Raw genomic sequence first — 13,178 nt, 5'->3', positions numbered from 1 at the left:
GGACGAGGCTACAGCAGCTCTTCGGCGGCCAACGCCAGGCGCGAGCGCTCGACGCTTCTGAGGGTGATGTGGCCAGCATGCGGCCAGTCGCGGAAGCGCTCGACCACCGCTGCCATGCCGCAGGTATTGGCGGTGAGATAAGGGGTGTCGATCTGGCCGACGTTACCCAGGCAGACGATCTTGGTGTTGCGCCCGGCGCGGCTGACCAGTGCCTTGAGCTGCTTAGGAGTGAAGTTCTGCGCCTCGTCGATGATCAGGAAGGTGTCGTTCAAGGTGCGGCCGCGCATGAAGCCCGGCGAGCGGATCTGCACCCGCGACCCCAGCAGCTGGCGGGTGGCGCCGTTGTCCCAGCTGGTGTCGCCATCTTCGTTGCGCAGCAGGTTGTCCATATTGTCGTGGAAGGCACCCATCCACGGCGACATCTTCTCCTCTTCGGTGCCGGGTAGAAAGCCGATGTCCTCGCCCATGGGGATCGGCGCGCGGGTGAACACGATGCGTTCGAACTGCTTGGCATCCAGCGTCTGCTGGAAGGCCGCGGCCAGGGTCATGAAGGTCTTGCCGGTGCCGGCGTTGCCGGCGATGGTGACCAGGTCGATCTCCGGGTCCATCAGCAGGTTGAGGGTGAAGTTCTGACGGCTGTCGTGGGCATGTACCCCCCACACCCCGGCGTGGTGGCGGTAGTTGGTGAGCAGCTGCAGGCGCGCCGCGTTCGGCGACAGCTCGCGTACGATGGCCTCGAAATCGGCACCGTTGTCGCTGTCCGAGACCAGCATGCCGACGTGCCAGTCGCTCGGTACCTCACCGCTGAGCTGATAGAAGGTGTGGTGGTCGATGCGCTCGACCTTGACCTCGACGTTGAGGCTCTCCCACAGGCCGTTGCCATCCTGACCGGCGTCGGCATAGACCTTGGCGCCCTCGATCATGGCGTCGCTGTCGGAGAAGGCGCGGTCGTTGAGGTAGTCCTCCACCGGCACCTTGAGCGCCGAGGCCTTGACCCGCAGATTGATGTCCTTGGTGACTAGGATCACCGAGGCATCGGGGCGCTCGTCGCGTAGCCGGCAGGTCTCGGCGAGGATACGGTTGTCGGGGCTGTCCTCGAGGTTGTCGAGGGGCTTGAGGTCCTGGTAACAGAGGAAGCGCAAGCGGCCGCTCTCGCCGCTGATGCGCGGAATTGGAATGCCTTCCTGGATCTCGTCGAAACTGACCTGGCTAGTGAGGTCGGAGAGGGTGCGGCTGACTTGCCGAGCGGTACGCGCAATCTCGCGGATGCCGTTCTTGTGCTTGTCGAGCTCTTCGAGGACGGTCATCGGGATGACCACGTCGTGCTCCTCGAACTGATAGAGCGCGGCGGGGTCGTGAATCAGGACGTTGGTGTCCAGTACGTAAAGCCGGGTGGCCTTCTTGTCGAGTCGTACCATCGGTGGAAGCACTCCTTGGTTGACGGCAATGTCGACACTGGCAGTGACACCTTACGGTCATGTGACAGGCTGTCATCTGGCGCCCAGCGTCGCTTCCATGATGCGTGCGCTGCTTTCCTCCTCTGATGATGGTGGTTATCCCCTTCGACTCCAGCATGAGCCGCAAGCTCCCGTTTTGCCACTTGCGGCGTCAACGTTATGTCATTCCTGCTGCAGGTAGACGCTGTCGATATCCAGCGTCGAGCGCTTGCCGAGGTCGTCGAAGGCCGCGTCGAGCCAGGCGTCGCAGGCCTTGCGGCCGCTGTCGCGCAGCTTGCACAGGAAGGCCCACTCGGCGTTCAGTTTGCTCGACACCGATAGCCCGTCCAAGGCGTCGTCGGCGCTGATGCGGTGGAACAGGGTGTCGCGGTAGCAGCCGATATCCATGCCGCTGTCGCTGATCAGGCCCTTGAGCATGGCCGCCATGCGCACTTCCTTGATCAGCGACGCGTTGAAGGTGATCTCGTTCATGCGGTTGAGAATCGCCGCGGCGCTGGTCGGCACCTCGTCGCGCTCGATGGGGTTGATCTGCACGACCACGATGTCTCGTGAGCCGCACTCCTCCATCAGCGGGAACAGCGCCGGGTTGCCGACGTAGCCGCCATCCCAGTAGGCGCGGCCGTCGATCTCCACGGCCTGGAACATGAACGGCAGGCAAGCAGAGGCCATCACCGCATCGGCGCTCATCTCCTCGCGGCGAAAGATCCGCTGCTTGCCGCTCTTCACATCGGTAGCACAGACGAACAGCTTGAGCGACTCGCAGCGGCGCACCCGCTCGAAGTCGACCAGCTCGGCCAGCAGGTCGCGCAGCGGATTGAGGTTGAACGGGTTGAACTGGTAGGGCGAGACCACGCGGGTCATGAAATCCATCATCACGTAGCCGGGGGAGTGGTCGAGGCTCCAGTTGCCGAGCAGCATGTCCAGCGGGGTGCGCTTGATGGGACTGTGCATGGCCGCCTCGCTGACCGCGCGCCAGAAGGCTTCCAGCCCTTCACGTGCGGCTTGCTCGCCGCCGCGGGTCAGGCCCTCGGCCACCACCACCGCGTTCATGGCGCCGGCGCTGGTGCCGCTGATGCCCTCGATTTCGATGCGCGGGTCTTCCAGCAGGCGGTCGATCACGCCCCAGGTAAAGGCGCCGTGGGCGCCCCCGCCCTGTAGTGCAAGGTCGATGGCTTTGGTCTCGGGCATGTCGCCTCCCAGGCGTTGATGCAACGCAATATGTGCTTAGCATAGTGGGCACCGTCGCTGCCCTCCAAGTCAACGCTTAACGCAGGCGAGGGATTTGTCACCCGTCCACGGCAGGGCCTAGGCTGGAAAGTACTACCGATGCCATGAGGGCAGCGGGTTGAAAAGGTAGCCCCCCTGGCTGCCGCTGACGCGGAAGGATTCGCAAATGAACCAGAACGTTGCCGACATCATCGTCGAGACACTGCAGGATGCCGGTGCCAAGCGCTGCTACGGGGTGGTGGGTGACACCCTCAATCACTTCACCGATAGCCTGCGCCAGAGCCAGATTCAGTGGGTACCGGTGCGCCACGAGGAAGTTGGCGGCTTCGCCGCCGGCGGCGAAGCCTACATGACCGGCGAGCTGGCGCTATGTGCCGGCTCCTGCGGGCCGGGCAGCCTGCACTTCGTCAACGGCCTGTTCGATGCTCACCGCAACGGGGCGCCGGTTGTCTTCATCGCCTCTCAGGTGCCGATTGGCGAGTCCGGCGTCGGCTTTCCCCAAGAGGTTGACCAGTCGCCGATCTTCAAGCAGTACAGCGTGTTCTGCGAGACCCTGGTCTCCCCCGAGCAGGCCCGCCGCATGACTGCCATCGCCGCGCAAACGGCGCTTACCAAGCGCGGTGTGGCGGTGCTGATCGTGCCCGGCGACCTGTTCACCCAGCGACCGTCCCAGGACCTTCCCTACCGCGCGCACCGCTTCGACTACGCGCTGCGGCCCAGTGCCGAGTCGTTCGTGCCGGCGGTCAAGCAGCTCAACCGCGGCGGCAAGATCTCGATCTTTGCCGGCTCCGGCTGCGAGCATGCCCGCGAGCAGGTGCTGGCGCTAGCGGAGAAGCTCAAGGCGCCGGTGGCCTGGTCCTCGCGGGCCAAGGACTTCATCGAACACGACAATCCCTACCAGGTCGGCATGACCGGGATCTTCGGCCTGGAGGGTGGCTATGAAACGGTGGCCGAGTGCGACACTCTGCTGCTGCTGGGCTGCAACTTCGCCTGGACCCAGTTCTATCCCGACAAGGCGACCATCATCCAGGTCGACCATGATCCAGCGCAGATCGGTCGCCGCCATCCGGTGGACATCGGCCTGGTGGGCAGCGCCCGGGATACCTGCGAGGCGCTGCTCGAGGTGGTCGAGGAGCAGACCAGTACCCGCTGGCTCGACAAGTGCCTGAAGCACCACCGCAAGTCGCTGGAGAAGTCGGCGCACAACACCCGCGACGACGGCCTGATCCATCCCCAGGAGCTGACCCTGGCCGTCGACCGCCTGGCCGCCCAGGACGCCATCTTCACCGCCGACACCGGAAGCGCGATGGTGTGGATGCTGCGCCATATCCAGACCCACGGCCGTCGCCGTACCCTGGCCAGCCTGCAACACGGCACCATGGCCAACGCCTACCCCCAGGCGATCGGGATTCAGCTTGCCCACCCCCAGCGCCAGGTGGTGGCGATGTGCGGCGACGGCGGGCTGGCGATGCTGCTCGGCGATCTGCTGACCCTGGTGCAGGAGCAGATCCCGCTCAAGCTGGTGATCTACAACAACAGCTCGCTGGGCTTCGTTGAGCTGGAGCAGAAGGTAGAAGGGCTGCTGGATGCCTACACTGGCCTGACCAACCCCGATTTCGGGCGCCTGGCCGAGGCCATTGGCATGTGGGGCAAGCGCGTCGAACGCGAGGACGAGCTCGATACAGCCCTCGGCGAGCTGTTCGCCCAGCCGGGGCCGGCGCTGCTGGATGTGAAGGTCAACCCCATGGAACTGGTGATGCCGCCTAAGGTGGAAGCCGGGCAGGTCGCCTCCACCGCGCTCTATTCCGGCAAGGCGGTACTCGCCGGGCGCATGGATGAGGTGGTGAGCCTGGTCAAGAGCAACTTCCTCAAGCGCTGAATCAGTACGGGGCGTTGATCCAAAAGCCACGTACTGACCATACTTGTTATCCGCTTGACCTTGGTTTCATGCTGGTGTGCTGGCCGATACCTCTGGCTATTACACCGCACTGAGTATCTTTGGTTTGACGCTGCTGGTTGGGGTGATCGCGACACTCGGCGTTATCCGGTGTAATGGTTGTGCCTGCGCTTATCTCAGGGAGGAGACGTAACCGTGACCTTAATGACCGTACTGCTATTCATACCCGCGTGCTTTGCACTGAATATGGCGCCTGGGCCGAACAACCTGCTCTCCATGGCCAACGCAAAACGCTACGGCGTGCGAGTGGCCTGCTATGCCGGCATCGGCCGCCTAGTGGCATTCGTGGGCATGATTACGCTAGCGGCCACTGGGCTGGCGACGGTGTTATATACCTCCGAAAAACTCTTCCTGATGATAAAGGTGGTGGGAGGGCTATATCTGATTTGGTTGGCTTACCAGCTCTGGACGGCTGACACCTCCGACAGTGGAGGTGGCGCCCTGGGAGGAAAGAGCCTGTTCCAACTGGCAAGGCAAGAGTTCCTGCTGGCCGCCGGTAATCCAAAGGCGATCCTGATCTTTACCGCCTTTCTGCCACAGTTCGTTGACCCTGCAGGCAATGTCGCGGGCCAGTTCCTGGTGCTAGGCGTGCTGTTCTTGATGCTCGAGTGGGTTGCCATCGCCGGATATGCGTTCTTTGGCAAAGTGCTGCAACACTGGTTCTCACGTCCCGCGATGCGACGGCTGTTCAATCGGGTATGCGCGGGGCTGATGGGGAGTGCTGGGGTAGGGCTGCTAATGTCGCGTCGCGAATGATCAGCGGTAAAGCTCTCTATGCGCACGCCAATGCCATGTGATGAACGTCCAGGCTCATGTCGTCGAGAGAATTGCCCTTGGCACACCGCTTGGTTAGGGTGATAAAACAAAGGCGACTTAAGATGGCCATGAAGTATCAGGGTACGCATAGACTGCCGCACCAGGATGATGCGAGGCATCATCGATGCTGTCAGGTAGGGGCGGTAGCGTACCTAAAGTACGTCACTAACCAATTAACCCAGTGGGCTGCGGACTCCGGCGAAGCCTTACCCAGCGCATGAGTGAAGATCTGCGTCGTTTCGAGGCGCTTGTCCCCCAGCAGCTCCTGCGCTGTTAGAATATCCGTTCCCTGGTTAGTTGCCAAAGCCGCGAGTCAATAGAAAGTGCCGAGCAAGAAACAACCGCAGTTCACGACGCAACGACTTCACCTGCGACCCTTCGTGCTCGCGGATGCGCGTGATGTCCAGAGACTCGCCGGAGAGTGGAGCATTGCCGATACGACTCTCAATATCCCGTATCCTTATGACGAAGGCGTCGCGGAGGAGTGGATTGCATCCCATGCTCGGCACTTTGATGATGGGACGTTGGCGACTTTCGCGGTAGTTGAGACCGAGTCCGAACAGCTAGTCGGGACGGTGGGGCTTTCTATCAACCCCAAACATGCGGTAGGTGAGCTCGGCTACTGGATCGGATTGCCCTTCTGGGGCCGTGGTTACACGACCGAGGCAGTCCGGGCACTGGTGAATTACGGCTTTACAGAGTTGTGCCTGAACCGGATTCAGGGGCGGCATCTTGTCCGTAATCCCGCCTCAGGCCGTGTGATGCAGAAGATAGGCATGTCCTATGAGGGTACATTTCGCCAGAGCATCCGAAAATGGGACGTATACGAAGACCTTGCCATGTATTCCATTCTTGTGGAGGAATGGGGAGAGGAGAAAACTGGCACCTAGCAAGGCGCTGCAGCGAACAGAACCGACTGTCGCGCTTTTTGAATAGGCAGAGCCGGATCGTTAAAAGGGCACATCACCAGAGGATGAGCCATGGAGATTGATGAAGAGAAAATCGATGATGTCGTATTGGCTTTGCTATACTTGACTTTGCATGATGGCGGTCGGGCGTGGAAGTCCTTTGATTGGGATGCCATGAATAGGCTTCACGAAAAGGGGCTCATTGAGAACCCGGTTGGTAAGGCTAAGTCTGTCCTGCTCACTGTGGACGGTCTCAAAGAGTCGGAGCGTCTGTTCCAGACATTTTTCACCAAGGACTCGTGAACTTGGATAGTAGGTTTTTTAACCAGGCGATAAACCGGACGCCGTAGCGTACCGATTCTGGTTTCCTTTGCTGTGCTCCGGCGCCGGTTACCTCACCGTTAATACGCTCTTTTTGCGTATCAGAAGGGACTCAAAGCTATAGCAATTCGTATTGGCGCCTTCTAACATGCAAACGATTGAGGACGGATGAGCGGACGCGATCTAAGCGCTTTGATAGATCCTAAAGATCTTTGCGAGCTCTTTGTTCGCTGTATCGAAAGAGATCTAAGGGAGGAGCCGTTTGCTATTGTACACGGCATATCTGACAACCGACTCAAAAGGTTATACCTGACAGATGGCCGAGCACTCCTAGAATACGAACCAAAGGCTGATTATTTCTCAGTTTGGCGAGTCGCGCTCTATAATGCGAGTGAATCGGCATAACGCTTTTTTACAAGGAGCTGATGCGCTCTTTAACTTCGTCATTATGAGTATAGGGAGTGCCTGTGCATCATTTAGCAGCCCAATGGATTGTGGGGTTACTGAGAGATAGGAATATCCCCTTTCTGATCTGTGGAGGACTCGCTGCAAAGGGGTATGGCTCTGAGCGCGACCTGCATGACATTGATCTTTTCGTGCCTGGTGAGCACTTTGTGTCTGTAGTTCAGGCCGGTCAGGAATTTGTATCCAAAGCTGCCGCTCACCGCCAAGAGGAAGGCTGGGATCTGACCTACGTTCAGTTTAAGTATAAAGGGATAAAGGTGGAGGTGGGGAGTGCTGACGGCCCACGAATTTTCGATGCAGGTAACGAGACTTGGGTTCGGCTTAATATGGATTTTTCTCGCTATGTGATCGTGGATGTGCTGGGTCTAGAGCTTCCGCTTATGCTGCGGGAAGACCTAATCCGATATAAAGCTGCGCTTTCACGGCCGGTAGATGTCGAGGATATCCGTGCCATCCGAAAGAGCGCACAATCAGGCCAGGCACCGGATGGCAAAATCTCTGCCCCGCGCCGGTCTGTCATCGGTGATGATGAGCGTTATACATGAGGCGGAGCTCTGATGAGCTTTTCGTTATTTGACCTTTGGATCCTTAATATGGCATTCACTGAATCGGAAAGAACCGCTCTGCTGGCGTTAAAAGGCGTTGGGCCTACGGTTGTTAAGCGCTTTGAGGAAATAGGTATAGATTCATTCTCTGAGCTGGCAAGCCATGAGCCAAGCGAAATAGCAGAAATGGTGGCTTCGATGCTTGGGACTACCTGCTGGAAGAATAGCCCTCAAGCATTGTCGGCGGTGGGGCTTGCGATAGATATAGCGCGCCATAGTCGGCGAATGAGTGATGTGAAATAATCACAACCTGAAGCAGCTGAGCCATAAATCGATTTTGGCTTGATCACAAGTGCTATCACGGCTGAGCCGATAGTCGCGCCTAGCTACCGTCTTTTCCCCACAGAGACTACTGAAGCATCACAAGTCCAGTCAGCGCTTCGTACCTATGGTGTGATCCAGAGGAAAGATGCATAGCCAAGCGATTGCCTTCGCTCATGCAGTTGCAGGATGCTTGTTATTGGTGCCGTTTTTGGCGAGTCTTGAAGTGGTAGAAAAAGCGAGGGCGGAAGTGAAAAATGGATCACGTAGATAAAGATATGAAACCGGTCATCCAGGAAGAAATCAGCGGTTGTGGTATTGCGGCAAGCGCTACTCTAGCGGGCATTAGCTATGCAGAGGCCAAGCGTAGGGCAAATGCTATGGGAATTTACGCCGCAGACCCGACTCTCTGGTCGGAGACAGCCCACGTCCGCAAGCTTCTATGTGAACTCGGTATTTCGGTGTCGCCGAGAGAAGCACCATTCGAGTCGTGGGGACGCCTGCCAGACAAGGCCCTCATGGCGATCAAATGGCGCCTGAAGCAGGGCAAACCATTCTGGCATTGGGTCGTATTTGTCAGAGAAGGCAGTGAGGCAGTGGTGCTGGACTCCAAGAAGGCATTGAAAACGAATGCCCGTCGCGATTTCGGCCGCATCAAGCCTAAATGGTACATTGAGGTAACTAATTAACAGGCCATCGTCTGTGCTTTGCTGTAGCTACTCCCTAAAAGCCGCCCGCGCTCCCCGGCCCGGGCGGCTTTTTCGTTTCCCGCAAACCTATCTCATGCCTCGATCACGATTTTCTCGCCGTCGAGGCGGATTGGCCAGGTGCGCAGCGTCACGCTGTCGTCTTCCACGCAGCTGCCATCCTTGAGCCGGAAGTGCTGCTTGTAGATCGGCGAGGCGACGACGGCGTCACCCTTGATGTCGCCGACGATGCCGCGGGCGATGACGTTGGCGCCGGAGAAGGGGTCGCGGTGCTCCAGGGCATAGAGCTCCTGCTCGAGGCCGGGCAGGTAGAAGATCGCCACCTGGGCCGGGCCTTCGGCGGTCTCGAGCCAGGCGGCGACGCCGGAGAAGGCTACCAGGTCGGCCTTGGTGCAGAGGGGTTGCCAGGTCACGTCAGTGTGTGCCTCATCTTTTAGTGCTGTCGCAGTGTTCATAAATGCATCCTGTGGATTAAGCCGGGCGCAGCTGGCCGCGCTCGCTGGTCATGATAATGTCCGGATCCGGGCGCTCGTCGTTGACGAAGCTGCGGAAGCGCTTGAGCTTGTCCGGGTCGCTGATGGCGTTGGCCCATTCGCACTGATAGTTGTCGATCACGGTCTGCATCTGGCGCTCGAGTTCGTCGCCGAGGCCGAGGCTGTCGTCGAGGATCACTTCCTTGAGGTAGTCCAGCCCACCCTCGAGGTTTTCGCGCCACACCGAGGTGCGCTGCAGGCGGTCGGCGGTGCGCACGTAGAACATCAGGAAGCGGTCGATGGTGCTGAAAAGCTCTTCGTCGCTAAGATCGGTGGCGAACAGCTCGGCGTGGCGCGGGCGCATGCCGCCGTTGCCGCATACGTACAGGTTCCAGCCATGTTCGGTGGCGATCACACCGATGTCCTTGCTCTGCGCTTCGGCGCACTCGCGGGTGCAGCCGGAGACGCCGAACTTGATCTTGTGCGGCGCGCGCAGGCCCTTGTAGCGATTCTCCAGGCGGATCGCCATGCCCACGCTGTCCTGCACGCCGTAGCGGCACCAGGTGCTGCCGACGCAGGACTTCACGGTACGCAGCGACTTGCCGTAGGCGTGGCCGGTCTCGAAGCCGGCCTCGATCAGCTCGCCCCAGATATCCGGCAGGTCCTCGAGGCGGGCACCGAACAGGTCAATGCGCTGGCCGCCGGTGATCTTGGTGTAGAGGTCGTATTTCTGCGCCACCTGGCCGAGCACCACCAGCTTGTCCGGGGTGATCTCACCGCCGGCGATACGCGGCACCACAGAGTAGGTGCCGTTCTTCTGCATATTGGCCATGAAGGTGTCGTTGGTGTCCTGCAACGGGATATGCGCCGCATCGGTGATCGGCTCGTTGAAACAGGAGGCCAGGATCGAGGCCACCGCCGGCTTGCAGATATCGCAGCCCAGACCATGCCCGTGTTTTTCCACCAGCTCGCTGAAGGTCTTGATGCCCTCGATGCGAACGATGTCGAAGAGCTCCTGGCGGGTGTAGTGAAAGTGCTCACAGATCGACTGGTCGACCTCGACGCCACGGGCGGTCAGTTCGTGGTCAACCACGCTCTTGAGCAGCGCCGCGCAGCCGCCACAGCCGCTGCTGGCCTTGGTGTCGCCCTTGACCGTGGCCAGGTCCACTGCGCCGGCGTCGAGAGAGGCGCAAATATCGCCCTTGGTGACGTTGTGGCAGGAGCAGATGGTGGCGGTTTCCGGCAGCGCATCCGGGCCTAGCGCCGGGGCGCCCTCGCTGCTGGGCAGAATCAGCGAGGCGGGATCCTCGGGCAGTTCGAGGCCGTTGTCGTAGTACTGCATCAGGGTATCGAAATAGCCGTTGTCGCCTACCAGCATGGCGCCGAGAAGCTTCTTGCCATCGCTGGAGACCACCAGCTTGCGATACTCCTGCTTGATCTGGTCGAGGTAGCGGAAGTTGCGTGCCCCCGGGTTCTGGTTGCCGTGGGCATCGCCGATGGAGCCGACGTCAACGCCGAGCAGCTTGAGCTTGGTGCTCATGTCGGCGCCCTGGAAGCGCGTCTCGCCGTCGGTGAGGGTGGCCAGCGCCGCCTTGGCCATCTGATAGCCGGGGGCGACCAGCCCGAAGATGCTCTGCTGCCACAGCGCCACTTCGCCAATGGCAAGGATCTGCGGATCGCTGGTCAGGCACTGGTCGTCGATCACCACGCCGCCGCGCTCGCCAATCTCCAGACCGCAGTCGCGAGCCAGTTCGTCGCGGGGGCGGATGCCCGCCGAGAACACGATCAGGTCGGTCTCGAGGATCTTGTCGTCCTGGAACACCATGCGGTGGCGCGCGGTGTCGCCGTCCTCGATGCGTTGGGTCGCGCGCTCGGTCAAGACTTGCACGCCGAGGGTTTCGATCTTCTCGCGCAGCAGCTCGCCGCCCTCGCTATCCACCTGCATGGGCATCAGCCGCGGAGCGAATTCGACCACTGCGGTATCCAGGTCGAGGCCACGCAGGGCGTTGGCGGCTTCCAGGCCGAGCAGGCCACCGCCGACCACCACGCCGGTGTTGGCATGCTCGGCGGCGGCGCGGATGGCATCCAGGTCCTCGAGGGTGCGGTAGACCAGGCAGCCCTCGCGGTCGTTACCGGGAATCGGCGGCACGAAGGGGAAGGAGCCGGTGGCCAGCACCACGCGATCGTAGGGATAGCGATCCTGGTCGGTGACCACTTCGCTGACATCGCGGTCGATGGCAAACACCGCCTCGTTGAGGCGCAGCTCGATGCCGTGCTCGGCATAGTAGTCGGCAGTGGAGAGCGCCAGGGACTCGGCGTCACGACCGCTGAAGTACTCGGAGAGGTGGACGCGGTCGTAGGCCAGGTGGCGCTCTTCGCCGAATACCGTGACCTGGTAGCGCTCGAGGGCGCCCTGCTCGACGAGCTGCTCGACCAGATGATGCCCGACCATGCCGTTACCGATGATGATCAAGCGCTGCTTGGGGGATGCGGGGGTGTTCATGCGGCCTCCTCGACGGGGCGTTCCTGATGAGCGGAGTCGTTAGCCCGGGCGAGGTCCTCGGCGGCTGCATCGCGCAGCGCCTGGACATCGGCCGGGCCGAAAAGCAGTGCCTGGCGGCAGGCGCTGAGGTCGCTGCCGGCCTGGGCCTGTTCGAAGTACCAGGGGCCGGCGCCGGTGTCGCCGTAGAGCACGGCGCCCTCGAGTCGGCCGTCACGCAGCAGCAGGCGGCGATAGTCGCCGCGCTCCGGGTCGTGGTAGCTGAGTACGTCGTGCTCGGGGCTGGCTTCGGTAGGGCCAAAGGCATACAACGAGACGCCGCTGACCTTGAGCTTGGTGGCGCTGGGCTGCTCGACGTAGCCGTCGACCGCTTCGCCGGCGAGATGCGCGGCCAGCACCTCGACCTGGCGCCAGATCGGCTCGACAAGGCCGTAGGTCCGGCCATCGAACTGGCAGCACTCGCCGAGGGCGTGAATCGCCGGATCGCTGGTGGTCAGGTGGGCATCGACCAGGATGGCGCGCTCGCTGTCGAGCCCCGCGTCGCGGCCCAGCTCGGCGTTGGGGGTGATCCCTGCGGCCACCACCACGCAGTCGGCGGGCAGGCGGCGGCCATCGTCGAGGCGTACCGCGGCGACTCGGCCGTGGCCATCGTCTTCGATGGCGGCCAGCTGGGCGCCGGTGATGACGTCCAGCCCGCGCTCGGCCAGTTCGTTCTCGAGCAGGCCGGCGGCGGTGGCATCGAGTTGCCGATTCATCAGCTGCGGTGAGCGCTGCAGCACGCTGACGTCCATGCCGCGCTTGCGCAGCCCCTCTGCGGCTTCCAGGCCCAGCAGGCCGCCGCCGATCACCACGGCGTTGCCGCCACGTGCGGCGCAGTCCGTGAGGGCGGCGGCATCGTCGAGGTCGCGGAATCCGTGGACACCGGCGAGCGCGATGCCGGGCACCGGCGGCAGCGCCGGGCGCGAGCCAGTGGCCAGCACCAGGTGGTCGTAACCGATGCGGCGTCCGCTGGCGGTGATCACCTGGCGCGCCTGGCGTTCGAGGTGTTCGACGCGGTCACCGAGGATCAGCTCGACGCCCTGTTCGGCATACCAGTCGGCATCGCGCAGGGTCAGGGCGGTGTTGTCCAGCTCGCCGGCCAGCAGCGGCGAGAGCAGGATGCGATTGTAGGCCGGTACCCGCTCCTCGCCGATCACGGTGATACGCGACGGGGGCGCGGGCTGTGCCAGCAGCGCTTCGACCAGCCGCTGACCGGCCATGCCGTTGCCAATGATCAGCACGTGAGTGGGAGATAGTGTCATGTCGGTGACTCCTCGATGACTGCCAGGCGCATGCGGCCAAAAAAAAGACGCCCTGGCGTCCTGCTGGAGCAGGAAGCCAAGACGTCTGTGTCTGGTGGTGACGGTCGCCTTTGACCGTCGGGCGACCGCGATGCCGCCGAATATTGCGTTGCTCTAGATGAAGCAAAGCGCCTGCCAATC

Annotated in this window: 12 protein-coding genes; 7 read left to right on the top strand and 5 right to left on the bottom strand. The window is 61.5% G+C overall.

Going from position 1 to position 13,178, the window contains the following annotated elements; all coding sequences use genetic code 11:
* Window positions 1-8: 8 nt before the first annotated feature.
* The gene (locus BLT16_RS13590) at window positions 9-1,418 is read right to left on the bottom strand and encodes a PhoH family protein (protein ID WP_089659051.1); all 1,410 of its coding nucleotides are present in this window, start codon (window positions 1,416-1,418) and stop codon (window positions 9-11) included.
* A gap of 201 nt (window positions 1,419-1,619) precedes the next feature.
* Complete coding sequence (locus BLT16_RS13585) at window positions 1,620-2,645, bottom strand: patatin-like phospholipase family protein (RefSeq protein ID WP_089659050.1); 1,026 nt, start codon at window positions 2,643-2,645, stop codon at window positions 1,620-1,622.
* A gap of 205 nt (window positions 2,646-2,850) precedes the next feature.
* On the opposite strand from BLT16_RS13585, the gene BLT16_RS13580 reads away from it, so the two are divergent.
* The 7 genes from BLT16_RS13580 (at window position 2,851) to BLT16_RS13545 (ending at window position 8,706) form a co-directional block, all read left to right on the top strand.
* Window positions 2,851-4,563, top strand: a complete 1,713-nt coding sequence (locus tag BLT16_RS13580) for a thiamine pyrophosphate-dependent enzyme (protein WP_089659049.1) — start codon at window positions 2,851-2,853, stop codon at window positions 4,561-4,563.
* 213 nt (window positions 4,564-4,776) lie between these two features.
* Complete coding sequence (locus BLT16_RS13575; protein ID WP_089659048.1) at window positions 4,777-5,397, top strand: LysE family translocator; 621 nt, start codon at window positions 4,777-4,779, stop codon at window positions 5,395-5,397.
* Between the two features lie 383 nt (window positions 5,398-5,780).
* Window positions 5,781-6,347 (top strand): GNAT family N-acetyltransferase, encoded by a 567-nt coding sequence (locus BLT16_RS13570; protein WP_089659047.1) that lies wholly within the window; start codon window positions 5,781-5,783, stop codon window positions 6,345-6,347.
* A gap of 90 nt (window positions 6,348-6,437) precedes the next feature.
* Window positions 6,438-6,668, top strand: coding sequence for a DUF6429 family protein (locus tag BLT16_RS13565; RefSeq protein ID WP_089659046.1), 231 nt, complete (start codon window positions 6,438-6,440; stop codon window positions 6,666-6,668).
* Window positions 6,669-7,153: 485 nt separating this feature from the next.
* Window positions 7,154-7,696: a nucleotidyltransferase gene (locus BLT16_RS13560; protein ID WP_143025073.1), complete on the top strand. Its 543-nt coding sequence runs from the start codon at window positions 7,154-7,156 to the stop codon at window positions 7,694-7,696.
* A 12-nt stretch (window positions 7,697-7,708) separates the two neighbouring features.
* Window positions 7,709-7,999 (top strand): helix-hairpin-helix domain-containing protein, encoded by a 291-nt coding sequence (locus tag BLT16_RS13555; protein WP_245701662.1) that lies wholly within the window; start codon window positions 7,709-7,711, stop codon window positions 7,997-7,999.
* A 296-nt stretch (window positions 8,000-8,295) separates the two neighbouring features.
* Window positions 8,296-8,706, top strand: coding sequence for a hypothetical protein (locus BLT16_RS13545; protein WP_089659155.1), 411 nt, complete (start codon window positions 8,296-8,298; stop codon window positions 8,704-8,706).
* A 92-nt stretch (window positions 8,707-8,798) separates the two neighbouring features.
* Here the strand turns inward: BLT16_RS13545 and nirD are convergent, their stop codons facing one another.
* The 3 genes from nirD to BLT16_RS13530 are packed head-to-tail and all read right to left on the bottom strand — an operon-like array spanning window position 8,799 to window position 12,998.
* Window positions 8,799-9,179 carry a nitrite reductase small subunit NirD gene (nirD, locus tag BLT16_RS13540; protein ID WP_089659045.1) on the bottom strand — a complete coding sequence of 127 codons (381 nt, stop codon included), beginning with the start codon at window positions 9,177-9,179 and terminating at the stop codon, window positions 8,799-8,801.
* Between the two features lie 16 nt (window positions 9,180-9,195).
* Complete coding sequence (gene nirB, locus BLT16_RS13535) at window positions 9,196-11,700, bottom strand: nitrite reductase large subunit NirB (RefSeq protein WP_089659044.1); 2,505 nt, start codon at window positions 11,698-11,700, stop codon at window positions 9,196-9,198.
* Window positions 11,697-12,998: an NAD(P)/FAD-dependent oxidoreductase gene (locus tag BLT16_RS13530; RefSeq protein WP_089659043.1), complete on the bottom strand. Its 1,302-nt coding sequence runs from the start codon at window positions 12,996-12,998 to the stop codon at window positions 11,697-11,699. Before BLT16_RS13530 ends, nirB begins: the two co-directional genes overlap by 4 nt.
* Window positions 12,999-13,178 lie beyond the last annotated feature (180 nt).

Origin of the sequence: Franzmannia pantelleriensis (assembly GCF_900102875.1) — a bacterium.
Lineage (GTDB): Bacteria > Pseudomonadota > Gammaproteobacteria > Pseudomonadales > Halomonadaceae > Franzmannia > Franzmannia pantelleriensis.
Note: the sequence above shows the minus strand (reverse complement) of the source record. Positions and strands in the feature narration are given on the sequence as shown.